The sequence below is a fragment of the Streptomyces flavofungini genome (assembly GCF_041028215.1).
Taxonomy (GTDB): domain Bacteria; phylum Actinomycetota; class Actinomycetes; order Streptomycetales; family Streptomycetaceae; genus Streptomyces; species Streptomyces flavofungini_B.
In genome coordinates, this window is the sequence record NZ_JASKYR010000035.1 from 1 (window position 1) to 22,972 (window position 22,972).

Consider the following 22,972-nt stretch of genomic DNA (forward strand, 5'->3'; position numbering starts at 1 on the left):
GTCCTCGCCTGTGCCCGCTCGGCCACGTCCACGAAGTCGGGCTGGAGTCGATACGTGAACTGGTACTGCTGGAGCGCCTCGTCCGCACGGTCGAGGTCATCCAGCGCCCGCCCACGGAAGTAGGCCACCTCGGCGGCGAACCCGCTCTCCGCCCCCAGTTCCTGCGGCACCGTGCCGAGTACACGCAGCGCCTCATGGTTGACGCCCTGCTTCCACAGGGCGATACCGGTGTACAGCTGCGCCTCGTCGAGCAGGAAGCCGTCCGTGATCCCCCGCGAGTGCTCCAGGACCAGCGGCCAGTCGTTCCTGAGGAAGGCGTACCTGGTCAGTATGAATCGGGTCTCGTCGCAGTCCGGAACCGCCGTGGACAGGAACTGCCCCGCATCGTCCAGACGCCCTTCGAACAGCAGACCCGCCATCGTGGCCAGCCAGAGGTCTCGCGCGGTCTCCAGGCGGCTGGTGACATAGCCGCCGATGTTGTACCGGGAGGACAGCGGCAGGCCGGCCTTCGTCCGCAGCGCGCCGAAGGTGTGGGAGAACCGTGCCATCGTCTGCACCGCCTCGGCCTGCCTCCACCCCGCCGCATGGAGACCCAGCCACGCGTCCGCCGCTGTGGGGTCGTGCGCGACCGCCGTGTCGAACAGAGCCGCCGCCGAGCGCTGATCGCCCCGGCGCAGCTGGTGAACGGCCTGCGTCCATGTCTGCTCGCACTTCTTCGCCGCGCGCCAGGACACTGAGAAATTCGACATGGTCTCTTCCCTCGTAGGCAGGCAGCGCATCGCCACCAGCGCGGGCACGCACTGCAGTTGAGGATCATATGCTGGATGTCCGGCCGGGTCCGAGCCGTACGGCCCTTTGCCCCGCGGGCACGTGGGGAGAGGCAGTTGCCGGTGGACATCTTCAAGACGAAGAACGGTTCGGTGCGGGGCTTTCGAGCAGCCGCCGATGTTGTCGCCGTCCTCGGAGCCCCCTATGCCGCCCCGCCGTTCGGCGCCAACCGATTCCGGGAGCCCGCCGCGGCGGCGTCGTGGACCGGAGTGCGGGAGGGAAGAGAGTTCGGTCCGATCGCTCCGCAGTCGGCTCGACTGCCCGGGACGCCCGTGTGGTCGCCCGGTGACGAGGACATCCTGTCCGTCAACATATGGACGCCGGTCCAGGACGGTGGCCGGCTGCCGGTCCTGTTCTGGATCCACGGCGGCGCCTACACCTTCGGCTCGTCCGCCCAGCCCGGCTTCGACGGCACCGTGCTCGCCCGGGCCGGACTGACCGTGGTCATCTGCAACTACCGCATCGGCTTCGAGGGCTTCGGCCATGTCCCGGCAGAGGGGGACCACGCCTGTCCCGACAACCGGGGCCTGCTCGACCAGGTCGCCGCCCTGCGCTGGGTGCGCGACAACATCGCCGCCTTCGGCGGAGACCCCGACAATGTCACCGTCGCCGGGCAGTCCTCGGGCGCCGCCTCCGTGGCCTGCCTCATGGTGATGGACCGCGCCCGAGGCCTGTTCCGCCGCGCCATCGCGCACAGCCCCGCCAGCCCCTGCTACACGCCTGACACAGCCGCCGCGACCACGCGCGAGATCGCGGCGGCGGGCTGCCCCGCCACCCGCGCGGGCCTGGCGGCCACGACCCCGCAGGCGCTGGTCACCGCCGCCGMSMTSTYGGTCGACCGCTACCGGCGCGACCCCACCGCCGGATCCCGCCACTACGCCCCCTCGTTGTACGCGCCTGTCCTCGACGGCGACATCCTGCCCACCGACCCCCTCACGGGTCTGGCGGCCGGTGCGAGCCGCGGCGTGGACCTGCTGGTGTGTCACACCACGGAGGAGTGCCGGTTGCTCGACGCCGTGGGCAGCAGCGCAAAGGCCACCGACGACGAGCAACTCGCCCGCTTCGCTTCGGACTTCCGCCTGCCCGACCGCCTGGTAGCCGGATACCGCGTCGCAATGCCCGAGGCCCCGGTGCTCGACCTCTACCTCACCATCTACAGCGACCTCCTGTTCGGCGAATACGCCGACCGTCTCATCGAATCCCACACCCGGGGCGGCGGCCGGGCGTTCCTGTCCCGCTTCGACCGGCGGCGCACCGGCGCGCGGGGAAGAGTGCGCGCCTGGCACTGCGCGGACATCCCCTTCGCCTTCGGCAATGTCGATGATGAGCACCTGGCCTTCCTCATCGGCGGCGCGCCCACCCCCGCTGACCAGGAACTGGCGCGCCGGATGGTGCGCGCCTGGGCCGACTTCGCCGCCACCGGTGACCCGGGCTGGTCACCGGTCGGTGGCGCCACCTCCGAGACCAGGGTGTGGACCGCCGACGACCACATCGGAACCGGCACCGACGACGGCTCCGGAACCGGCACCGACGACGGCTCCGGCGGCAGGGACGCCGCCGTCCGAGCACTCTGGAAGACGGCGGAATTCCCGCTCCTGTGTCCGTGACCTGGAGTTCGGTACGCGCCTCTGGCGAGCGGCCGCCAGATCCTTCGGTCACCCCACCCGGAGGTCCGCCGTCTCCGGCAGTTCCAGATGCTCCCCCTTGAACCGCCTGCGTAGTGCTCGGTCATGGGTGACCAGCACGACGGCGCCCGCAAAACCGCTAAGCGCCTCTTCCAGTTCCTCGACCAGCGCCGGTGACAGGTGGTTCGTCGGCTCGTCGAGGAGCAGGAGGTCGGCGGGTTCCGTGACCAGACGGGCCAGGTCGACGCGGCGGCGCTGGCCGTAGGAGAGCTCGCCCATCCGCAGCCGCAGGTGTGCGGGGCGGAAGAGCCCGAGGGCGAGCAGGGCCTCGGCGTGCTCGTCGGCCGAACCCACCCGGTCGAGCCCGAACGCCTCGACCACCGTCAGGTCCCGTGGCCACGGCGTCAGATCCTGGCGCAGATGGCCCACCCGGCCCGGAGCCCGCACCGAGCCCCCGTCGGGCCGCAGTTCACCGGCGAGCAGCTTCAGCAGCGTCGTCTTGCCGACGCCGTTGGGACCGGTGACGAGCAGCCGCCCGCGGTGACCGAGGGTGAGAGAGTCCAGGCGCAGGCGGTCACCCACGCGTACGTCCAGCAGTTGTATGGAGTCCGGCCGCGCAGACGGGGTCCCGGTGCCGTCCGCGACCGTTGCCGCCGTCTTCACCTGCGCCGTGAAGGCCAGTGGGTCCGGCGGCGGCGCCACGGGTTGCGTGGTCAGCCGCTCCAGGCGCTCGCGGGCATTGCGGATGCGGGCCATCGCCCCGTGCGCCCGGCCGCGGGCGCGGAAGCCGCCGTGGCCGAAGTTGGCCAGCGGCGCCTTGCGCGGGATCGCGTCGAGGCGGGCGACGTGTCCGGCGGCGAGCCGCTCATTGCGGGCCAGCTCAAGGCGCCACTGTTCGTACTCCTGGAGATGGCGGCGGCGCTCTGCCGCCTTCGCCGTGCGGTAGCCGGTGTAGCCGTCGCCGTACCGGGTGACCTGGCCCGCGTCGACCTCCAAGATGGTGGCCGTCAAACGCTCCAGGAAAACGCGGTCATGGGTGACGGCGAGAACCGTGCCGCGGTGCGCCCGCAGCTCGGCCTCCAGCCACTCAAGAGCCTGATCGTCCAGGTCGTTCGTCGGCTCGTCCAGGAGCAGGACCTCCGGTCGGCCCGCGAGCACACCGGCCAGGGCGAGGCGTGAGCGCTCGCCGCCGGAGAGGGTGCCCAGCAGACGTTCGCGGCGCAGCGTCGGCAGGCCGAGGTGGTGCAGCGCGACGTCCACCCGGTGGTCGGCGTCGTAGCCGCCCCGCGCCTCGAAACGCCCTGCGAGCGCCCCGTAGTGGGCAAGGGCCGCCGGGTCCTCGCTGTCCACGAGCGTTCGCTCGGCCCGGTGCAGCTCCGCCTCCAGGGCGCGCAGGTCCGCCAGGGCCAGGTCGACGGCGTCCTGGACGGTGGCGGTCGCGGGCAGGGGGATGGTCTGAGGCAGGTAGCCGACGCCGCCGGCGGCGGACACGGCCACCTCGCCGCTGTCCGGTCGCTCCTCCCCCGCGACGATGCGGAGCAGGGTGGACTTGCCCGCGCCGTTGTCCCCGATCAGGCCGGCCTTCTCGCCCGGCTTGAGCGTGAAGGAGACCTGGTCCAGAACGACACGGCCCGGGTAGCGCTTGGTGACATGGCTGAGGGTGAGTTGTGAGGTGTGCATGATCAGGGTCCTTCTGGCCGCGTGGGCGGGAGCCCGGGCCGGGTCGGAGTGGATGACTGCACGGCTGGGCGGCGACGGCGGAGCAGTGCTCTACGCGGTCGGCGCCGGTGTTTTCACAGAGAACCCATGAGCAGGACAGTACGCCACCGAGAGCCCTGACGCAAGACGAAACGTCTCGTAGTGTTGGAAGTTTTCTACTGACGGCGAGACCGAGACCCCCGCACAAGGTCGTCGGGGGGCTCGGCCTCCCATCTGCCCGTCGTGGCACGGAGGTTCGGCAGAAGCAGGCTGCCCGTGCCAGGAGCGGCAGCGGACGCCCGCTCGTCAGAAGATCGCCAGAGGGTTGACCGGGACGCCGGTCAGGCCGTGGATGCGGGGAGGAGCGACGGTGAGAAGGAAGGCGTAGCGCTGCGATTCGGTGCAGACGGCGGCCAGTTCCTCAAGCTCCGCGACGTCGATCAGAGGCATCCCCAGCAGCGGGATGGCGACGCGGTGCAGCGGTCCGGGTACGGCGGGGTCGAGCGGCGGGAAAGCGTCGCCGAGGTCACCGGCGTACAGGGACACACCGCGCCGGTGCATCCAGCGCACCGCGTCCAGGCTGATGCCCGGCATCGGCTTCGCGGGGTCGATGGCGTAGACCCACCCGCAGCGCACCACCAGGGCGTCCCCGGACTCCAGCCGCACCCCCTGGCGGGCCTCGGCGGCCTCGAAGTCCTCCGGGGTGATCGGGTGCCCCATAGGCAGCGGGCCGTCGAAGGCCAGGTCGAGCAGGACACCCCGGGTGACGATCCCGGCCGCGAACGCCGCCGTGGAGCCGTGCCGCAGCCCGGCCGGTGTCACACACTCGGCGACAGGGCGCCCCGGGTAGACCCGGCCGTCGCGGATCTGGTGTCCCAGGGCGTCCAGGTGGGTCGAGCGTACGTGGTGGTTGGCCACCAGCATCATGTCCGCCGTCGCGGGTGCGTCTCCGGTGTACTGCATCAACTGCTGGACCGGCGCGTAGTCACCGGAGGTGGGTGCGAAGGGCCCGCTGACCAACGGCGTGGGCCGGATCGGCTGCGCCAGCGAGACCACTCGTCCGGTACGGGCCTCCGCCGCGCCCCTGGCCCGGGCCTCCTCAGTGATGAGGTTGAGCGTACCCAGCTCGTCGTCGGCGCCCCAGCGCCCCCAGTTGCTGGGCAGCTCTTCCTCGCTGACCGCCGCGGTGGCGTCGTTCGTCGGCTGCGTGCTCATCGTGTTACCCCTCGTGGGAAGTTGACCGCGGCAGACCGACGGCCGGGGCGGAGAGCAGGCGGTCGCGAACCTCTTGGAGCAGGCGCCGTATGCGGCAATCGCGTCCCGGCGGCGCTGTCGGGATGCCGCCTCGAATGACCGGTGCAAGGAAACCTACTGGTCGGCGGCCTGTCCCGGCTATCCCGGAGGCGTGACCTACGTATACGTAACGGCTCGATCGCCGAAGAGGACACCCCGGTCTGGGTGGGTGCGGCACGTCCTGCCACAGTCACCCCGCCCCTCCTAGGGTCGGAGACGTGTTCAAGCGATTGCGGAAAGGGTTTCGAACATGGCAGACAAGCTGAACCGACGCCTCATACTGGGCAGCGCCGCCGTCGCCGCGGTCGGGGCATACGCCGCCGCCCCGGCCTCAGCCAGCGCGGCCGGCGCGAAGGACGACGAGCGGGAGCTGACGCGACGGGCCCGGTCCTGGGTCTTCGGCTGGAACCGTGCCGAGGACAGCGGGGAGTTCGTTTTCCGCGACACCTTCGGGCACCTGTACGACTGGCACGGGAAGGGCACTCTGTACTACGACGACGCGGACGCCCAGCATCGGATCGCGAGGAGCGCCGCGGAGTACGAGTCCATGTGGGAACCCGTCTTCAACGGGCTCCGCGCGGCGGAACACTGGATCGCCATGGAGCCGGACGTCGTCCTGTCCGGCGATCTCGCCAGCGTCTATCTCGGCTTCGTCGCACGAATCACCGGGGCGGACGGCACGGTGACCGGTCTCCGGGCGACCTCGGCGTTGGTCTGGCGCCGCACGCGCGACGGCTGGCGCATCACGCGGGACCACACCTCATCGTTCACGCTCACACCCGATGAACTGGCCTCGGCGATCTCGGAAGCCGAGCGCCGAGGCGGTCACACGGCTCACTAGCAGGACGGACCGCGCGGCGGGCGGTTCCACCAGGGGGCTGCTCGTGAAGCGACTGATATGCCGCCGAGGTTCTCGACGACGTACGGGACTACGCCGCCGAGAACCTCGCGAGCAGCGTGCGCTCTGTTCGAGCAGCACGCGGTCCTACGGTGTCCTCATCGCAGTTCAGGACTCGGCCGACAGGAACCGGCTGCTGACGGGCTCCGAAGACGCTCCGGACGCGGTGGCCCCGGCTTCGGCAGGCACCTCCTCCGCCGCGTTGTCGGTCATCGAAGCCGGCGTCATCCCGGGGCTCACGGGGCCCTCGGCCTCGCCGCCGCCGGGAGATTCCAGCCACGGTGCGGCGTAGACGTTGGGACGCGCGGGCCGGCGGGCCGCTGCCAGGGCCAGTTGCTCCGCCCTGGCCGAGGGCGGACCGTCGGTCGGCGGCGAGAAGGGAATGACACTGCTCAGCCAGGCGATGATCTGCGCGCCCGGGACGGTGAGCGTTGTGCCGTCGAAGGACGACGCGAAGCGGCGGGTCGACGAGCTGTTCTGGTAGCTGCCGGACAGGGAGAACGGCCCTATGCCGACGCTGCTCCTGATGGACGTGGACTGTGTGGCCCTCTGCAGGTCCGTGGACCCCCAGTCCGCGCTTATCTTGATGTCCCTGGCCACGATGAAGGCAGTGGGCAGCAGCGAGAAGATTCCCTCGTTCTTGTCGTTGACCTCGCCGGTGGAATAGTCACCCGGCCGACGGCCCGCCGTGCTCCACCCCCGCAGAGATGTCAGTGACGTGTCCAGCCAGCGGCGACGTATCTCGATCCGGCCGAAGCGGAACGATATGGTCATGTTGGATGTCTCGGTGTTGAGGCTGTACTGGGTGCGTTCCGTGGTGCCGGCGGCGCCGACCCGCCACACCCCCAGATTGACTCCGCCACCGACTCCGTAGCGCGAGAACCGCGACTCCTCGTTGAGGCGGAGCCGACTGCTCTGCAACGTCAGCGCCGTGAAATTCGCGGCCGCTGATTCAGCGAACCAGTTCCCGGGGAATGCCTCACACAGGTGCCAGAAAATGTTCGCGTCGACGAGGCTGCCGCGCCTGGTCTGCGTATACGTCTGCCTGGCGCGTGAGAATGTCCCCGCGATGCTCGACTGCTGGTACTGGCCCAGGGTGGCGAGTGCGCTCTCCACGACGCCGGGGCTGGCTGCCTGCAGATCCTGATAGGCCAGGTCCACTGGCGCCCTGAGCACCGGTGCCAGGATGGCCCACTTGCGCTGGTCCTCCGGTTTGCTGAGGTCGAATTGCAGGTAGTTCGTCGTGTAGCTGAGCAGGGCCGCGTTGTAGATCTGGAACTTGTTCTTGTAGTTCCGATACAGCGGCGAGTCGACTTTCACGGTCACGGGCAGACCGTCCTGGTCGAAGTCCTGGCCGTCCACGAAGAGCAGGTTGAACGCCTTGTCGTACGCCTTCTGCCCATCGGGGTCGGGCGGCGGTGGGTTCACGTTCGCGCGGACGATCTCACCGTAGACGGTGTCCGTGCTGACACCCCCGACCGCGTAGGCCGGTGTCAGCAGGGGCACGGGGTCTATCAGGGTGGCGAAGTTCTCGCTTGCCGCGACGGAGCCGCTGAGATTGGTCGGAGACCAAGGATTGGCGAACTGAGCCGCGTCTATGGGGTTTCCAGGTAGTTGCAGCGACATGTACGTCGATGCCCGACGCAATATCGGTTGCCCTCCACCGATCCCGGACGGGGTGACGGTGAGCGCGTCGAAGATCGCGTCGTAGATCGCTTGCAGGAGCTGCTTCTGATCGATGGCCACGGGCTTCCCCCTTGGTTGACGGCCATTGCATGGCGACCATTGGGTGGGTACGTAGTCCCTGGTTCGGTGTGGCGCTCCATAGCTCGGTGCGAGGCTCCATTTTGGTCCTACTCCCGCACAACAGCAGCGTCAATGCGGGACAGGACGCGTGGGGGAACTGAGCAGGGACCGTCCGTATGGCGGCGGTGCAGATTTATGCGTGCATGTTCTTTCCGTCGTTTGCAGGGCCGCTGCCAGACCGCGACAAGTGCGGCCTCGCCTCCTCTTGAGCCTCCGGTGGGCCGCTTGCTCGACGCGCTCGGCCCGTGCACGGTCCGGCGTGCGGTCAGGACTGGTCCAAGGCCCGTTCGATCGCGCGGCGGGCCCGGTCCACGGCCGCCCGGTCGTGCTGGAGCTGCATGGCCACGTTCAGGGCGAGCCCGGCGGCGACGATCTCGAACAGGGCCTGGTCGATGTCGAATGTGGCGGGCAGTTCGCCGTTCTCCACCGCTGCCGTCAGGTCCGTCCGCAGCTGTTCCCGCCAGCGTGACCACACCTCGGCCACCGCGTCGCGGACCCGGCCGGGGCGGCCGTCGTACTCGCTGAGTGCCGCGGTCATCAGGCAGCCGCCGGGCAGCAGCGGCGCTTCGAGGTAACCCACGGAGTGGGCGCACACCGCGCGCAGCCGCCGCAGCCCCGGGGGTTCGGTCAGCGCGGGCTCGACCACCCGGTGCCAGAAGTCCACGAACGCCTTGTCCAGCGTGGAGATCTGCAGTGTCTCCTTGGTGCCGAAGTGCTTGTGCACCCCGGACTTGCTCATCTCCAGCTCCTCGGCGAGGCGGCCGATGGTGATGCCGTCCAGCCCTTCCTCGGAGGCGATCTCGGCAGCGCGGCCGAGGATCCGGCCCCGGGTCGCCTGCGCATCGGCCGCTGAGCGTCGTGGTGACATGCGGCGAGGATAGCGTACGAGCGTTCGCTATTGCTTTAGAGAACGCTCGTACGCTGACTTCCGGGGCAGCCACCGACCGGGGCACAACCACCGACCGGGGCAACCACCGAAACAAGGGAGTGCGCGATGCGGGTGCGACGACTGGGCTGGGCCGGACTGGAGTTCGAGGCGAGCGGCAAGCGACTGCTGATCGACTACGTGCGGGACCTCTCACCGCTGTTCACGGGCTGGAAGCCCGGCGTGGGGCTGACACCGCCGAGCGGGAAGGCCGACGCCGCTCTCGTCACCCACCTGCACCGGGACCACACCGACGCGACCGCACTCGCGGACGCGCTGACGCCGGGGGCACCGGTGCTGCGACCTGCGCCCGGCCACGGTGACGACGTGGACAACGTGACGACGCTGCTGGCCGAGCGTGAGCTGACCCGGCACCGGCTCGCCGCCGAGGTCGTGGACACCTGGTCCACCGGTGAACTCGGGCCCTTCAGCGTCACCGCGGTCCCCTCCATCGACGGCCTCGGCGACCCCCAGTTGAACTGGGTGGTGCAGGCCGACGGGCAGCGCGTCTTCCACGGCGGCGACACGATGTTCCACGGCTTCTGGTGGCGCATAGCGCGCAGGTTCAGCCCGTTCGACGCGGCGTTCCTGCCCGCCAACGGCGCGGTGGTCGACGCCCCGCACCTCCAGCCACCGAGCCCGCTGCCCGCCGCGCTGGACCCGAGACAGGCCGCCGCGGCAGCGGAGATCCTCGACGCCCCGTACGCGGTGCCGATCCACTACGAGACGGAGCAGCCGGACAAGATCCCGGGCTACGTCGAGACCCCCGACCCGGAGAACGAGTTCCGCGCCCACGCCGGGCGGCGCGCACACGTACTGGCCGTCGGGGAGTGGCTCGACCTGGCCACTTGAGTCAGGGACGGAGGCCGTGATGTCCTCGACGGCCCACCCCTGGTCCCCGCTTCCGGCGGCCGAAGAAGACGACAGCCCGTCACCGATCGGAGCAACATGCCCCACGATCAAGAGGACTACACCCCTGCGGCCCTCCTCCCCCTGCTGCGTACCAGCGTCGAGCGCTTGCTCTCGACGGCGGCCGCGCTGTCGGACCAGGACGTACGCGCTCCCTCCCTGCTGCCCGGCTGGAGCCGCGCCCACGTCCTGACCCACCTCGCCCGCAGTGCCGACTCGCGCAGCCGACTGCTCACCGCCGCGCGTGAAGGCATCGATCTGCCGCAGTACGCCAGCAACGAGCAGCGGGAACGGGAGATCGAAGAGGGCGCCGGGCGGCCCGCCGACGCGCTCCTGCACGACATGGACAGCGCCCTGCGACGCTTCCTCTCCGCAGCCGCCACCCACCCTCCGCACGCCTGGCACGTACCGGTGCGCTGGCTCGGAGCGGGTCTGCGCCCCGTACGCAGAGCCGTCGGCAGCATGCTGCGCGAGGTGGAGGTGCACCACACCGACCTCGCCGCGGGGCACCGTCCGGCCGACTGGCCCGCCCGGTTCGTCGCCCACGAACTGGAGACGACCACGGAAAGGCTCCGCGCCGATCCCCACAGTCCGCCCATGACACTGTGTGCCGATGAGGACCAGCTCCCACGCGTGATCGGCGGCGGCGAAGGGCCGCGCGTGTGCGGCCCGGCGGCCGAGCTGCTGGGCTGGCTCACCGGCCGGACCGGCGGTCACTCCCTGTCCCTCGTACCACCGGGACCTCTGCCAGTCCCGCCCACCTGGCGGAGCTGACCATCGCGGCTGCGGACACGGGCCGCGCCGCGCGCACGGTGCGGGGGGCCCGGCCCGGGGATCACCCGTCAGCTTGATCCGTCGAGGTGACATGGGGCCCCGCTTGCGTGCCAGGGCCCCTCGTCTGCTGCGCACAATGCGGTGCATGGATCTACTCCTCGCCCTCGCCACCGCGTGCGCGGTCACCCTCGCGGGCGCGGCCCTCCCCCGCTTCGCGGTGCGCGCCGGGCTGGCTCCGCTCCGAAGACAGCAGGCGCCGGACGCGGCGGACCGGCGCACGGCGTACGAGCGACGGCTGCGCACGTGCAGCGACTTCGCCGAGGACGCCGAACAGATCGGACACATCGTGGAGATGTGGCCCGTCTTAGCGCCGGCGGCCAGGCGGCCCCAGCACGAGGCGGCCCGCACCCATCTGCGCTGGCTGGAACGCCGCCTCGGCCCGGTGCTGCTGAACAGCGACGCGGATGTCGCCACGGCCGCGCGGCAGCTCGTGGACGAGTGCACCAGGCTTGTCGACCGGCTGTACATCGACGCCCCGCCCGGCCCTGTCGACACCTCTGCCCGGCTGCTGTCGATGCCGTTCCTGCGGGCCTGCGCCAAGCACTTCGAAGCCGAGTCCGACCAGCGCTCCGAGGGGCACTTCGCCGAGCCGCCGCAGCGGGCCCAGCCGACTCTGAGCGGGATGAGGGCCTCTTCGTCCGGCGGCTCAGATTTTCCGGGCGGGCAGTGGCCGCACGGCCGGACCTTGTAGCACCTCGCCGTTGATGCCGAACCGCGAACCGTGGCACGGGCATTCCCACGCGGTCTCCGCTTCGTTGAAGGCGACCAGGCAGCCGAGATGGGTGCAGCGGGCCGAGACCGCGTGGGTGGCGCCGTCCTCGCCGCGGTAGACGGCGCAGCGGCGGCCCTCGATCCGTACGACGGCTCCGGTGCCCGGCGGGATGTCGGTCACCACGTCGACGTGGGAGGTCTTCAGCCGGTCGCCGACGAAGTGACGTGCGACCTCTGCCTGCTGCTTGACCAGGGTCGAGCCTTCGCGGAGGGTGCTGAACAGCCGCCGCGGGTCATACAGCCCGGCCCACTCGGGTGGTGTGCCGGTGAGTGCCGAGGCCAGCAGCTGTCCCGCCATGGCGCCTCCGCTCATGCCCCAGCCGCCGAAGCCGGTGGCCACGTGGACATGGCGGGCGCCCGGGTGGAAGGGCCCGACCAACGGCACGCCGTCACTCACGTCGTTGTCCTGGGCGGCCCACCGGTACGCCGTGGCTCCGACGGGGAAGTGTTCGTGCATCCAGGCGTCCAGTCGGCGGAATCGCTCGCGCGTGTCGCCCGTGCCGGGGGTGAAGCTCTCGCCCGTGACGATGAGCAGCCGCTGATCCTCATCGAGCGGGGCGCTACGGATGGAACGCTTGCCCATGTCGTCGGTGATGTACATGTGCTGTGGGGCCGCCGCGGTGGCGATGGGGGCCGCGACGACCAGCTCGCGCCGAGGTGAGAGGCGCGCGAAGTGCAGGGCCCTGTCGAACACCGGGTAGTGCGTGGCGATGACGACGTTCTGCGCGGTGACCGTCGCTCCCCGCTCGGTCGTCACCTTGCACGGGCTGCCCTCGGTCAGGCCGGTCACCCGGGTACGTTCGTAGAGCGCACCGCCTCGTGCCCGGATGTCGTCGGCCAGGGCCAGCAGGTACTTACGAGGGTGGAACTGTGCCTGGTGTGCCACCTCCACGGCCGCCGATACAGGGAACGGCAGATCGGTGTCGGTCACGACGCGGGCGTCAAGGCCCGCCTCCGCGGCGGCCTCGGCCTCGTCCTGGAACGCCTGGCGTTGGCGCGGGTCCGTGGTGAAGGTCAGAGCCGATGCGGTCTCATAGTCGCAGTCGACGCCCAGTTCGTCCGCGACGGAGGCGACCCGCTCCACCGCTGCCTGCTGGGACCGGGCGTAGTGACGTGCCCCTTGTTCGCCGCGAGTGCGGCGCAGTCGGTCGTAGACGAGGGAGTGGGCCGCGGTCAGTTTCGCCGTGGTGTAGCCGGAGACTCCGGCGGCCACCCGGTCCGCTTCGACCACGACCACGTGGCGGCCTGCCTTGGCCAGTTCCCAGGCGGTGCTGAGGCCCGCCATGCCGGCGCCGATGACGACGACGTCCGCCGTCGTGTCGGCGTCCAGCAGCGGCCACCGGGGAGCGTCGGTGGTAGCCATCCAGTAGGACTCTGCCACGCCGGGCAGCGGTTGTGGTGTTGTCATGCAGCACGTGTTCCCGTCCCGGCCCTTCGAAGACGCGCCGGAGCGTCCTTTTTGCCTGAGTGGCCGTATCGCGTACGGCGGTGGGCGTGTGCCCGGCACGCCTCGGTCACTCCGCCTCAGGAGCGTTGTCTTCAAAAGGAGGCCACTGGGGCACCGAAAAGGCTCTCATCCGGTACGACGCCGAGCCCAGGGCCCCGCGGTCGCTCGATGTGGCCGCCTTCGACGCGGATCCCGTCCTCCGGGTCGTAATGGCCGTCGATATAGGGGGCCGCGATCCAGACGCCTTCGAGCAGCTCCGGCGTCACCGTCGCGCCGATATGGGTGCAGGCGGCGGCAACAATGTCGCCGCCCCAGGCGTCGTCGCAGGTGTGCGGCAGATTCCGGGCCGCGCAGAGGTCACGGAACGCGCGCATCGGGTGCAGCCCGCCGATCCGCGTCACCTTCATGCCGAAGCCGTCGACCAGCCCGGTGCCGGCGGCGGTGATCACCGTATGCAGACCGGTGGCGCTCTCGTCCATGTAGATGCCATGGCTGATTTGCGGGCGGATCTTCCGCAGATCCTCGACGGTGTCGCAGGGCTGTTCCAGGACGAAGGGGATGTCGGGGCATTCCCGGCTGAGTCGTAGGGCGTCGCGCGTGGTCAGGGTGCGGTTGCCGTCGACCGACAGGCGTGTCCCCGACCCGCGGATGGCCTCCCACACCTTGCGGATGGTCTCGATGTCTTCTTCGACCGGCCGTCCACCGACCTTGATCTGTAGGCGCGGGTACCCCTCGGCGCGTTTCTCCGCCGCGATGCGGGCGGACTCATCCGGCGCGCCGACACCGATGGCGTAGTAGGACGGCACGCGATCGGTCAGCGCGCCGCCCAGAAGGTCGGACACGCTGACGCCGAGGTGCTTGCCGAGAAGGTCGTGGGCGGCGATGTCGATGGCCGCCTTGGCGTAGGTGTGGCCGTGGAGCAGGCCGTCGACGCGCCGGTGCAACGGTACGGGCAGCACCTCGGCGCCGCTCAGCCCCGGCGCCATCTCACGGAGTGCCGCCACGGCACCGGCGGCGTGGGATTCGGCGTAGGTGGGGCCGATCGGGCAGGTTTCGCCCCAGCCGACCAGCCCATTGTCGGCCACCAGCTTGACCAGTGTCGTGGAGAGATTCCTGATCTCCGCATGACCCAGCCTGTAGGGGCCGTTGAGGACCGGCAGACCGTACTGATAGATGTGGGTTTCGGCGATCCTCACCGTCAGACCTCCAGAAGGGTGAGCACGAGCTTGCCCGTGCGTTGGTCGCTGAGGACTTCATTCTGTGCCCTACTGCTCTCCTCCGGCGGAAGCCCCCTGCCGATAAGCGTCTGTGCGTGGCGTCGCCCGTGGGCGTACGCACGGCCCACAGCGTGGGCGTTGTCCGTGGCCCGGGGCGGACCCGCCATACTTGGGTGGCGCCCGGCCATCGACCGGCGTGGGACAGGCGAAGGGGAGACGGCAGTGATCAACCGGGTGCGACAGCTGCGCAAGGAACGCCTCATGACCCTGGAAGCGTTGGCGGCGCGCGCCGGTGTCACCAAGAGCTACCTGTCCAAGGTCGAGCGCGGCCAGAGCGTCCCGTCGATCGCCATCAGCGCCTCACTCGCCAAAGCCCTCGATGTGCCTCTCGACCATCTCTTCGCGGACGCCGAGGAACTTACGGACGTCACGGTCACCCGCGCCGGTGAACGCCAGTCGCTCACCGCCGGCGACGAGGCCGGGACCCGCTACGAGGGCCTGGCCCTCGGGGGCGGTACCAAGAGCATGACCCCCTTCATGCTCTATCCCCCTCATGACGCCGGACCGGTCCCCTTCCGCGATCACCCCGGCGAGGAGTTCCTCTTCGTCCACCACGGGCAGGCCGAACTGATCCTGCCGTCCCGCACCATCACCCTCGCCACCGGCGACTGTGCCTACTTCAAGGCCACGCACCCGCACAAGCTCCGTTCCACCGGCACCGAACGTGCGGTCGTCCTCCTCATGGTCACCGACGACCACGCACACGCCGACGCCGACGCCGCGAACTCTTCGCGCATCCGGCTTCCCTGAATGCGCGCCGCCGGTCGCACCGACGTCGACTGCCCCGCCGTTCCACCACCCGGCGAATGATGCGCGGCCCGCAGCGATGAGTTCCGCCGCCTGTCTCCGTCCTACCTCCTGAATGCCGCCCATGTTCGCCGTGTGCGACCCGGACGGCAACGACCTCATCCGCGCGTCGAACGCTCCTGGACAGGTGGTATCCGTCATGGACAAGCAATTCACCGCAACCCTGCTGAAGAGCCCGAACAAGGGTGGCTGGACCTACCTCGTGTGGCCCGATTCGGCCGAGTTCTTCGGCACGCGCGGCCTGGTGAAGGTCCGGGGCACGATCGACGGTCATCCCTTCCAGAGTTCGTTCATGGCTCTGGGGGACGGGACGCACAAGCTGCCCGTGAAGGCGGAAGTGCGGAAGGCGATCGGCAAGGAGGAGGGAGACACCGTGACCGTCCGCCTGCTGGAGCGAGTCGACGCCTGACCCTCTGTAGGAGTCGGACCGTCTGCGGCCGGGCAGCGTCTTGCGCCATGACACAAGGTGTCCTACCGTGAACCTTGTTTCCGCAAGGTGTTGCTCACGGGCGGCACGCGACGCGTATGCGGGGATTGCTCACAGGCGACCCCGGCGACTCTGGACTGGAGCAGATCGATGGCCATGGCCAAGACCCTGCAAGAACCGAAGGACGTGCTCGTCGAGCGGGCCGAGCGGTTGATGAGCGACCACTTCGGCGACTCGAAGCTCACCACACGGCAGAAGCTCGCCCTGACGTGCCGCATCGCCTTCGACGGCGGACACGACTCGGGGCTCGCGGGCCAGATCAGCGCCCGCGGCCAGCAGGCGGGCACCTACTACACCCAGCGCCTGGGACTCGGTTTCGACGAGATCACCGAGGACAACCTGCTGCTGGTCGACGAAGACCTCCAGGTCCTGGAGGGGAACGGCATGCCCAACCCCGCCAACCGCTTCCACTCCTGGATCTACCGCACCCGCGAGGACGTGCACTGCATCGTCCACACGCACTCCCTGCACACCGCGGCGCTGGCCATGCTGGAGGTTCCACTCGTCATCTCCCAGATGGACACCACACCCCTGTACGACGACTGCGCCTTCCTCAAGGAGTGGCCCGGCGTGCCGGTCGGCAACGAGGAGGGTGAGATCATCTCCGCGGCCCTGGGCGACAAGCGCGCCATCCTGCTGGCCCACCACGGCCAGCTCGTCACCGGAGCCACCGTCGAGGAGGCCTGCAATCTGGCGGTGCTCATCGAGCGCGCCGCACGCCTCCAGCTCCTCGCCATGGCGGCCGGGACCATTCAACCGCTCGACCCCGCCCTTGCCCGCGAGGCCCACGACTGGACCGGCACCGACCGCCGCAGCAAGGCCAACTTCGCCTATTACGCCCGGCGGGCGCTGCGCAACCACCCGGACTGCGTCTCGGCCGGGGTGGAACTGTGATGGCCAATCCGCCGCTGACGGGCATCATCTCCTACCCGGTCACCCCCTTCGACCCCACCACCGGCCAGGTCGATCTCGGCGCGCTGCGTCGGCTCACCGACGACCTGGTGGAGAGCGGCAGCCACGGCATCGCCCCGCTCGGCAGTACGGGCGAGAGCGCCTATCTGCGCGAGGTCGAGTGGGACGCCGTCTGCGAGACCACCCTGCAGACCGTCTCGGGGCGCGTACCCACACTGGTCGGCGTCTCGCACTGGAGCACCGAGGGCACGATCCGCCGGGCCCGGGTGGCCGCACGGAACGGTGCCACCGCCGTCATGGTGCTGCCCCAGGTGTACTGGAAGCTGACCGAGGCCGAACTGGTGCGGCACTACAGCAGGGTGGCCGCGGCCACCGACCTCCCCATGATGCTCTACAACAACCCGGGCACCAGCGGCGTGGACTTGCAACCGGAGACGGTGGTCGCGCTCGCCCGCGGAATCCCGAACTTGACGATGGTCAAGGAGAGTTCCGGCATCGTCGCCCGGTTCCGCGCCCTCCAGGACATGTCCGACGGGGCGCTGTCGGTCTACAACGGCAACAACCCGGTCGCGCTGGAGGCCTTCCGCTCCGGCGCCGCCGGCTGGTGCACCGCCGCGCCCTGTCTGGTCCCGCAGTGGGTTCTGGCACTCCACGCGGCGGCGACCGGCGGCGAAGACGAACGGGCCGAGGCGGTCCTGAGCGAACTGCTGCCCTTCCTCCGGTTCATCGTCGGCCACGGTCTGCCGCGCGCCATCAAGGCGGGGCTCGCACTGCGACAGCGCGGCGTCGGCTCGCCGCGGCCACCTCTGCTGCCGCTGCCCGACCAGCAGACGGAGGAACTGCGGACCCTGCTGGACCAGTTGGCCGCACACCCGCTCATGACCGGCGCCACCGGCCCCGCGGCCTGAGCCCGGGTCGAAAGGTGGCTGTCACGCACCGCCGCAACCGGGCCGGGCCTCAGTTCGCGGGGCGTCGAGGCGGCGCGGCGACGGTGGCGGCCACCATGCGCCGGACTGTCTCCTCGTCGACGCTCGCTCCGAAGAACAGGCTGCGGAACAGCATCGTTCCCGCCCAGGAGTCGAGGATCAGCGAGATGTCCGTGTCCTCGGGGAGGGTGCCGCGTTCGACGGCGCGTGCCAGCACCTCGTAGGAGGACGCCTTGCGGCCCTCGATGAGGTTCTCCGCGAGGAGGCGGCGGAGACCGGAGTCGTCCGCCACGTCCGCGACGAGCGCGGGCAGCGCCATGCGGATCTTCTGCGAGCAGTACAGATTGGAGAGCGAGCAGGCCACCGCGACCATTTCGGTCTCGCTGTCTCCGACGTCGGCGGTGGGTACGGCGGGGAGTTCCTCGCGCACCGCGTCGAGGACGAGAGCCGGTTTGTTCGGCCAGGAACGGTAGATCGTCGCCTTGCCCACGCGCGCCTCGACCGCCACTCCCCCGATGGTCAGCCTGGAGTAGCCGTCCTGGGCGAGAATCCGCAGGGTGGCGGCGAGAATCCGCTCACGTGCGTCCAAGTCCCGCAGGTGGGTGCCGTCCTTGTCCGGCACTTGCTGGAGGGTTCTCTTCAGTCCCATGGGTTACTCGCTTGATGACGCCGGGGCGGGGGGCATGACGAAAGCATGGCACGAACGATACGGCTCGTTCCGAGTATTACAACACACGTCCCTCATCGATCCAGGAGCGGATTCTCGCCGCGACGGGTGCTCCCTTCCTGGCCCACCGGACGTGACCCACCTGTCCCCCGCCGTCCGGTGCGTAGTGCCAGCGGTGCACGACGGCCGAGGGCAGTGCGGCACACAGCCGGTCCACCGCCGCGGGCGGAGCGAGGCCGTCCCCGCGGACGGAGACGGCGAGGACGGGCAGCCGTACGGAGGGGAGCCGCTCCTCGTAGTCGAGGTCGGCGCCCGAGGGGCGGAACCGGCCCGTGCGGGCGATCCTGGCCCAGTCCCGGATCAGCGCCGTCGGCTGCCTGCCCGCGAACCCGAGCCGGTGGCCGGGAAAGTAACCCCACACGCGGGCGAGCAGCGCCGCCAGCTGGGTGCTCAGCAGCACCCGCAGGCCGCTGAGGGCCGGGAACCCGCGGAAGTGCACCGACCCGGCGGCCACGAAGATCAGGCCGTCGACGCCCTGGGGCTCGCGTGCCGCGTACAGCACGGAGATCTGGCCTCCGATGCTGTGACCAAGCAGGTACAGCGCCACGTCCTCGCCGAAGCGTTCGCGGGTCGCCGCCACCAGCGCGGGCCAGTCCCGCGACGCCAGTTCGTGGTAGCCGTGGCGCGAATCCCGGCCGGGCCTGGGTCGGCTCTCGCCCTGTCCCCGCAGGTCGGCGGTGACGGTCGCGATGCCGAGTCCGGCCAGCTCGGCACAGAAGGGGGCGTAGTACGAGGCGTTCACGGCCATCGCGGGCCAGATCATCACGACCGCGCTGGGCGTGCCGATCGGTTCGACGACACGGGTGATGACCCGCTGCGGGTCGTGCCCGACGTCTGCGGGCACCGGCACCTCCCAGCGGGTCCCTCGGTGGCCGGGCCCGGAAACGGGGGCGTTCACCGGGCGCCGTCCGAAAGGAGCATGTACGCAAGGCGGCTGTCCTGGGTCTCACGGGACCAGCGTTCCGCGGCTTCCATCCGCTCCTCGATCCCGGTGTCCACCAGGCGCCGACCGGACCAGATCTCGTAGTCGCCGACGAGTCCGGCGTGCTGGGCGAGCCCTTCCTGGAAGAGCGATTCGCGACGGATCAGCACCTGGCGCATGGGCAGTTCCTCCCAGAGCCGACGGCCCTCCGTGATCAGCTTCAGCAGTCGGGGGCGCTGCTCGGGGTGCTGGGTGAGGTAGCGGCGTACCACCGAGCTGCCGACGGCGAGGTGGCGGATCTCGTCCATGTTGGCGCCGCGCTCGACCAGGGCCGCCGCCGGGTCGAGCGGGGACCACTTGCGCTCGCTCAGTTCGGCCGCGGGCGCCAGGACTCCCTCGACGAGAACGGTGAGGACCAGCACACCGCCGTAGTAGTCGTCCTCGTCGCGCAGGACGCTCAGGCCGAAGTCCTCCAGCGGGTCGAGCACCGCGGCAGCGGTCGTCGCGGCCGTGCGGGCGATGGCGGCGTCGATCTCGGCGGGGGTCAGGTCCAGGCGCAGCAGGTGCTCTTTGAACGCACGCGCGTGCCGGGCCTCGTCGATCAGTTGGGTGGCGAAGAACTCCAGGTCGTCGGTGCCCGGTGCGTGGAAGACGAGGAGTGACAGGGCGCGGGCGGCCTTCTCCTCGGCCAGGTGCCGGAAGGTGAACTCGTCGATGAGGGCCTCGCGCAGGGGGCCCGGGGTGCGCACCGCTTCGGTGGGGGCCGCTTCGGGCACCGCGTCGTCGGAGAGTCTGCCCAGCATGGTGCCCGCGACGTGGCGCAGCCAGTAGGGCAGGTTGCGCTCCTGCGGGCTGAGCCGCAGCGTGCGGGCGCCGTCGAGCACGCTCGGGGCGTTGTCCCAGTCGGTCTCTATGGGCAGGGCTGTGGCCGTCATGAGGTGGGGGTCCTTCCGTTGGTGTTGGTCGTGTGGTGTCACAGGACGCCGGTGACCTTGAGGAGGCGTCCGATCGCGCGCGGCCTTACCCCGTTCTGGAAGGCGACGTATTCCGGCTCGATGAGGTGAGGGGCCCATTTGCGCTTGAACGCCTCCTGCGTGCGTACGGGGTAGAGGGCCTGGCCGTGGTCCGCGACCGCCCGCAGTGCCCGCGTCAGTGTCCGTGACGCGGATGCGGGCTCGTGCTCGTCGGCCAGGCCCGCGCAGGGGGTGAGGCCCAGGTGCAGCCAGCCCGCGCCCTCGTCCTGGAAGCGGGTCAGGGCGGTCAGGTTGATCAGTTCCACCGTGCCGACCGGTGCGTGCGGTGAGCGGCGGGTCAGGTCGTACAGCCAGCCCGGCCTGCTCCCCCAGACGGGCGAGTAGGTGATGTAGCCGACCGTTCGGCCCTGTCGGCGGGCGACGAAGGTGCGGCGCAGCGGGGCTCCGGGACCGCCGCGCTCGCCGACCAGGAAGGTCAGCGGCCTGACGTGGCGGCCCTTGGCGCGCAGCCAGGCGGCGTCGATCGCGTCGAGCTCCTTGTGCTGTCCCAGGTCACCGGAGTGTGCCTCGGTGACGGTCACCCCTTCGCGGCGGGCTCGGTTGACGTTCTGCCGGACCTTGGCCAGGGGCTTGCCGCGCAGCTCGAACCGGGTGAGGTCGATTCCGTAGGTGCTCCCCAGCTGGTTCACGGTGAAGTCGCGCCGCTCGTACAGCGCCACGTGCCTGCGTTGCAGCTGCACCGCTGTGAGCTGGGGCTTGTGGAACCGTCCGGCGTGCAGCTGGAAGAGGAACTCGTCCAGGAGACGCCCGCGGTCGGCCGGGGCGGCGAACGGACCGGCGAACTGGATCACTTGGTGCCGGCCCGGCCGGTGGGCGATCAGACCCGGTACGCGGGGGCACATGTACCAGCTCGTCGTGCGGTTCAGGGCGAGGTATCCGCTGGGGTGGTCGCTGTAGGTGCGCAGGGCCAGGGTGGCGTCGTCCACGCCGGGCCGCGGGGGCAGCAGATGAGGGGGCACCGTCATGCGCGCTCCCGTGTCAGGTGGTGGACGGTGGCGTGCGGGCGGGCCGCCGGTGCCGCGGGCGCGGACAGCTTGGCCTCCAGTTCGGTGAAGGCGGGGTGGGCGTGGGGTTCGAAGGGTACGGAGAACGGCTTCAGGAAGTTGCCCAGCAGGCCCCGGTCGCCGCACAGGTGCAGCGGCACGGCGAGCAGCGCCCACTCCCAGCCGACGGTCCAGGCCCACAGGCTCACGAGGGCTCCGGCGGTGAGCCAGCTGTGCATCGCGTTGTACAGGACGTAGTACACGCGCGGGACGGCGCCTCCGCGGGCTCTGCGGTGGGCCAGGGCACCTGGGAGGTAGCCGATGAGGTCGATGTAGGCGAACAGACCGAAGGCCACGGGCCAGCGCACCTCGTCGAGGTGGGCGATCAGGAGCCAGGCGCTGACGGCGAGGCCGACGAGGTATTCGGCGCGCAGCAGCCAGTAGGTGGTGCGGGACTCGAAGCGGTTGGCGGCGTCCACTACCGCGCCTGTCCGTCGAGCAGGGCCAGCAGGATCGTCGCGATGGTCTCGCGCAGCACCCGCTCGGCCACCGGGTCGATGATGGCCGACAGGCTCGCGAGGCCGAAGTCGAACGCGGCCTCGAAGCGCACCTGGCACCCGCTCTCGTGCGGACCGGCCGGGAGGACGGCCCACTGCCCGTCGAAGGACTCGAAGTCACCGGAGGTCTGCCGGAAGGCGATGGTCATGGCACCGTCGTCGAAGACGTCCTCCTCCGACCAGACCAGGGCGCCGTTGCGGAAGTCCACCTCCCAGTCGCTGTGGAGCACATCGCTCATGCCGTCGGCCGGGCGGACCTCGACCCTGCGGACGATGTCGACCAGCTCGGGATAGCGGGCGAAGTCGCGCACCCGCTCGTACGCCGTGCGCGCGGCCACGCCGGGGCTGTGGTGGGTCAGTTCTACCGATCGCATCTAGCTGCTCCTCGTGGGGTGTGTGCCGTGCGGGAAGCGCCCGCCGAGTGTGCGGGCCGCCGCCTCGACCGCCTCGCACAGCTCCTCCGCCTCCGCGTCGGTGAGCACCGCGGGCGGGGTGAAGCGCACGACGTCGTGCGCGTTCAGTGAGTGGTTGACGATGATGTGCCGGTGCAGCAGCTCCAGCAGGAACTCCCCGGCCGTGCCCGCGTCGCGGAACTGCACGCCCAGGAGCAGCCCCACGCCCCGCACCTCGTGGACCAGGTGTCCGCAGTGCGCGGCGAGGGAGGCACGCAGCCGGGTCAGGAGTTCGCCGCCGAGCCGCGCCGCCCGGCTGATCAGGTCCTCGTCCCGGATGACCTCGATCGCCGCGTGCGCGGCGGCCATGGCGATGGGGGCCGCCGAGAACGTGGAGGTGTGGATGAAGGGGTCGCGGTCGAGGAGGGCGAAGGCCCTGTGGGTGGCGACGGCCGCCGCCACCGGGATCACTCCGCCGCTGAGTGCCTTGCCCACCAGGAGGATGTCGGGTGTGACGCCCGCGCGGTCCGCTCCCCACCACGCGCCGAGCCTGCCCATCCCGGTCTGGATCTCGTCCAGGACGAACAGGGCCCCGCTCGCCCGGCACAGCCGCGCCACCTGGGTGAGGTAGCCCTCGGGTGGGATGACCACGCCCGCCTCGCCCTGGACGGGCTCCAGGATCACCACGGCGTCCGAGCCGTCGTCCCCGATCAGCGCGGCCAGCGCTGCCACGTCGCCGTAGGGGGCGTGGGAGACCAGGGGGCCCGCCGGGCAGACCTCCGCGAGGGCCTCGGCGGCCCGGGCGGCGGACGGTTCGAGGAGCAGCCGGGTGGCCAGCGGCAGTGTGCGCAGCTGCCGCTCGACGGCGGCGACCACGTGCGGGTGGCAGGCACCCGTGAAGAAGACGCCGTACC

Annotated in this window: 23 protein-coding genes; 9 read left to right on the forward strand and 14 right to left on the reverse strand. The window is 70.4% G+C overall.

All coding sequences use genetic code 11. The features are described from left to right. Positions 1–749 (reverse strand): tetratricopeptide repeat protein (locus AB8Z36_RS04580; RefSeq protein ID WP_369211859.1); only part of this gene is annotated, 749 nt, incomplete at its 3' end. Between the two features lie 141 nt (positions 750–890). On the opposite strand from AB8Z36_RS04580, the gene AB8Z36_RS04585 reads away from it, so the two are divergent. Beyond that, positions 891–2,435 (forward strand): carboxylesterase/lipase family protein, encoded by a 1,545-nt coding sequence (locus AB8Z36_RS04585; protein WP_369211879.1) that lies wholly within the window; start codon positions 891–893, stop codon positions 2,433–2,435. A 48-nt stretch (positions 2,436–2,483) separates the two neighbouring features. Here AB8Z36_RS04585 and AB8Z36_RS04590 read toward each other — a convergent pair whose 3' ends face one another. Next, positions 2,484–4,133, reverse strand: a complete 1,650-nt coding sequence (locus AB8Z36_RS04590; protein WP_369211860.1) for a TlrC/CarA/OleB/SrmB family ABC-F type ribosomal protection protein — start codon at positions 4,131–4,133, stop codon at positions 2,484–2,486. A gap of 324 nt (positions 4,134–4,457) precedes the next feature. Further along, positions 4,458–5,366, reverse strand: coding sequence for a cyclase family protein (locus AB8Z36_RS04595; protein WP_369211861.1), 909 nt, complete (start codon positions 5,364–5,366; stop codon positions 4,458–4,460). A gap of 328 nt (positions 5,367–5,694) precedes the next feature. Between AB8Z36_RS04595 and AB8Z36_RS04600 the strand changes: the two genes are divergently transcribed. Next, positions 5,695–6,285 carry a YybH family protein gene (locus AB8Z36_RS04600; RefSeq protein ID WP_369211862.1) on the forward strand — a complete coding sequence of 197 codons (591 nt, stop codon included), beginning with the start codon at positions 5,695–5,697 and terminating at the stop codon, positions 6,283–6,285. Positions 6,286–6,450: 165 nt separating this feature from the next. Here the strand turns inward: AB8Z36_RS04600 and AB8Z36_RS04605 are convergent, their stop codons facing one another. Beyond that, the gene (locus AB8Z36_RS04605; RefSeq protein ID WP_369211863.1) at positions 6,451–8,088 is read right to left on the reverse strand and encodes a hypothetical protein; all 1,638 of its coding nucleotides are present in this window, start codon (positions 8,086–8,088) and stop codon (positions 6,451–6,453) included. A gap of 325 nt (positions 8,089–8,413) precedes the next feature. Next, the gene (locus AB8Z36_RS04610) at positions 8,414–9,016 is read right to left on the reverse strand and encodes a TetR/AcrR family transcriptional regulator (RefSeq protein ID WP_369211864.1); all 603 of its coding nucleotides are present in this window, start codon (positions 9,014–9,016) and stop codon (positions 8,414–8,416) included. Positions 9,017–9,142: 126 nt separating this feature from the next. On the opposite strand from AB8Z36_RS04610, the gene AB8Z36_RS04615 reads away from it, so the two are divergent. The 3 genes from AB8Z36_RS04615 (at position 9,143) to AB8Z36_RS04625 (ending at position 11,507) form a co-directional block, all read left to right on the forward strand. Then, complete coding sequence (locus AB8Z36_RS04615; RefSeq protein WP_369211865.1) at positions 9,143–9,925, forward strand: MBL fold metallo-hydrolase; 783 nt, start codon at positions 9,143–9,145, stop codon at positions 9,923–9,925. A gap of 96 nt (positions 9,926–10,021) precedes the next feature. Continuing rightward, entirely contained in the window at positions 10,022–10,756 is a 735-nt protein-coding gene (locus AB8Z36_RS04620; RefSeq protein ID WP_369211866.1) for a maleylpyruvate isomerase family mycothiol-dependent enzyme, read from the forward strand. 145 nt (positions 10,757–10,901) lie between these two features. Beyond that, entirely contained in the window at positions 10,902–11,507 is a 606-nt protein-coding gene (locus tag AB8Z36_RS04625; protein WP_369211867.1) for a hypothetical protein, read from the forward strand. Here AB8Z36_RS04625 and AB8Z36_RS04630 read toward each other — a convergent pair. Both AB8Z36_RS04630 and AB8Z36_RS04635 read right to left on the reverse strand, forming a co-directional pair. Continuing rightward, positions 11,463–12,995 carry an FAD-dependent oxidoreductase gene (locus tag AB8Z36_RS04630; protein WP_369211868.1) on the reverse strand — a complete coding sequence of 511 codons (1,533 nt, stop codon included), beginning with the start codon at positions 12,993–12,995 and terminating at the stop codon, positions 11,463–11,465. The genes AB8Z36_RS04625 and AB8Z36_RS04630 overlap by 45 nt on opposite strands. Before the next feature lie 131 nt (positions 12,996–13,126). Further along, a complete protein-coding gene (locus tag AB8Z36_RS04635; protein WP_369211869.1) occupies positions 13,127–14,230 on the reverse strand; it encodes a mandelate racemase/muconate lactonizing enzyme family protein in 1,104 nt (367 codons plus the stop codon). Between the two features lie 255 nt (positions 14,231–14,485). Here AB8Z36_RS04635 and AB8Z36_RS04640 point away from each other — a divergent pair, with 255 nt between their 5' ends. The 4 genes from AB8Z36_RS04640 to AB8Z36_RS04655 all read left to right on the forward strand — a co-directional run bounded on the left by AB8Z36_RS04640 (position 14,486) and on the right by AB8Z36_RS04655 (position 17,425). Then, a complete protein-coding gene (locus AB8Z36_RS04640; protein ID WP_369211880.1) occupies positions 14,486–15,061 on the forward strand; it encodes a helix-turn-helix domain-containing protein in 576 nt (191 codons plus the stop codon). Positions 15,062–15,257: 196 nt separating this feature from the next. Next, positions 15,258–15,527 carry a DUF1905 domain-containing protein gene (locus AB8Z36_RS04645; protein ID WP_369211881.1) on the forward strand — a complete coding sequence of 90 codons (270 nt, stop codon included), beginning with the start codon at positions 15,258–15,260 and terminating at the stop codon, positions 15,525–15,527. 168 nt (positions 15,528–15,695) lie between these two features. Next, the gene (locus tag AB8Z36_RS04650; protein WP_369211870.1) at positions 15,696–16,499 is read left to right on the forward strand and encodes an aldolase; all 804 of its coding nucleotides are present in this window, start codon (positions 15,696–15,698) and stop codon (positions 16,497–16,499) included. Next, positions 16,499–17,425, forward strand: a complete 927-nt coding sequence (locus tag AB8Z36_RS04655; RefSeq protein ID WP_369211871.1) for a dihydrodipicolinate synthase family protein — start codon at positions 16,499–16,501, stop codon at positions 17,423–17,425. The genes AB8Z36_RS04650 and AB8Z36_RS04655 overlap by 1 nt, the downstream gene beginning before the upstream one ends. A gap of 49 nt (positions 17,426–17,474) precedes the next feature. On the opposite strand, the gene AB8Z36_RS04660 is transcribed toward AB8Z36_RS04655, so the two are convergent. From AB8Z36_RS04660 to AB8Z36_RS04690, 7 genes are all read right to left on the reverse strand, one after another. Then, complete coding sequence (locus AB8Z36_RS04660) at positions 17,475–18,092, reverse strand: TetR/AcrR family transcriptional regulator (protein ID WP_369211872.1); 618 nt, start codon at positions 18,090–18,092, stop codon at positions 17,475–17,477. 76 nt (positions 18,093–18,168) lie between these two features. Continuing rightward, positions 18,169–19,014, reverse strand: a complete 846-nt coding sequence (locus AB8Z36_RS04665; RefSeq protein WP_369211873.1) for an alpha/beta hydrolase family protein — start codon at positions 19,012–19,014, stop codon at positions 18,169–18,171. Between the two features lie 50 nt (positions 19,015–19,064). Further along, positions 19,065–20,027, reverse strand: coding sequence for a VlmB-like protein (locus tag AB8Z36_RS04670; RefSeq protein WP_369211874.1), 963 nt, complete (start codon positions 20,025–20,027; stop codon positions 19,065–19,067). A gap of 38 nt (positions 20,028–20,065) precedes the next feature. Beyond that, on the reverse strand, positions 20,066–21,091 hold the full coding sequence (locus AB8Z36_RS04675; RefSeq protein WP_369211875.1) for a phosphatidylglycerol lysyltransferase domain-containing protein: 1,026 nt from the start codon (positions 21,089–21,091) through the stop codon (positions 20,066–20,068). Further along, a complete protein-coding gene (locus tag AB8Z36_RS04680; RefSeq protein WP_369211876.1) occupies positions 21,088–21,588 on the reverse strand; it encodes a hypothetical protein in 501 nt (166 codons plus the stop codon). Before AB8Z36_RS04680 ends, AB8Z36_RS04675 begins: the two co-directional genes overlap by 4 nt. Continuing rightward, positions 21,588–22,040: a type II toxin-antitoxin system RatA family toxin gene (locus tag AB8Z36_RS04685; RefSeq protein ID WP_369211877.1), complete on the reverse strand. Its 453-nt coding sequence runs from the start codon at positions 22,038–22,040 to the stop codon at positions 21,588–21,590. The genes AB8Z36_RS04680 and AB8Z36_RS04685 overlap by 1 nt, the downstream gene beginning before the upstream one ends. Next, the coding region (locus AB8Z36_RS04690; RefSeq protein ID WP_369211878.1) for an aspartate aminotransferase family protein at positions 22,041–22,972 on the reverse strand (932 nt) is incomplete at its 5' end.

Coding starts and splice junctions, on each gene's coding strand:
- AB8Z36_RS04590 (WP_369211860.1), bottom strand. CDS start 4,133: ATGCACACCTCACAACTCACCCTCAGCCATGTCACCAAGCGCTACCCG.
- AB8Z36_RS04595 (WP_369211861.1), bottom strand. CDS start 5,366: ATGAGCACGCAGCCGACGAACGACGCCACCGCGGCGGTCAGCGAGGAA.
- AB8Z36_RS04600 (WP_369211862.1), top strand. CDS start 5,695: ATGGCAGACAAGCTGAACCGACGCCTCATACTGGGCAGCGCCGCCGTC.
- AB8Z36_RS04610 (WP_369211864.1), bottom strand. CDS start 9,016: ATGTCACCACGACGCTCAGCGGCCGATGCGCAGGCGACCCGGGGCCGG.
- AB8Z36_RS04615 (WP_369211865.1), top strand. CDS start 9,143: ATGCGGGTGCGACGACTGGGCTGGGCCGGACTGGAGTTCGAGGCGAGC.
- AB8Z36_RS04620 (WP_369211866.1), top strand. CDS start 10,022: ATGCCCCACGATCAAGAGGACTACACCCCTGCGGCCCTCCTCCCCCTG.
- AB8Z36_RS04625 (WP_369211867.1), top strand. CDS start 10,902: ATGGATCTACTCCTCGCCCTCGCCACCGCGTGCGCGGTCACCCTCGCG.
- AB8Z36_RS04630 (WP_369211868.1), bottom strand. CDS start 12,995: ATGACAACACCACAACCGCTGCCCGGCGTGGCAGAGTCCTACTGGATG.
- AB8Z36_RS04645 (WP_369211881.1), top strand. CDS start 15,258: ATGGACAAGCAATTCACCGCAACCCTGCTGAAGAGCCCGAACAAGGGT.
- AB8Z36_RS04650 (WP_369211870.1), top strand. CDS start 15,696: ATGGCCATGGCCAAGACCCTGCAAGAACCGAAGGACGTGCTCGTCGAG.
- AB8Z36_RS04655 (WP_369211871.1), top strand. CDS start 16,499: ATGGCCAATCCGCCGCTGACGGGCATCATCTCCTACCCGGTCACCCCC.
- AB8Z36_RS04660 (WP_369211872.1), bottom strand. CDS start 18,092: ATGGGACTGAAGAGAACCCTCCAGCAAGTGCCGGACAAGGACGGCACC.
- AB8Z36_RS04670 (WP_369211874.1), bottom strand. CDS start 20,027: ATGACGGCCACAGCCCTGCCCATAGAGACCGACTGGGACAACGCCCCG.
- AB8Z36_RS04675 (WP_369211875.1), bottom strand. CDS start 21,091: ATGACGGTGCCCCCTCATCTGCTGCCCCCGCGGCCCGGCGTGGACGAC.
- AB8Z36_RS04685 (WP_369211877.1), bottom strand. CDS start 22,040: ATGCGATCGGTAGAACTGACCCACCACAGCCCCGGCGTGGCCGCGCGC.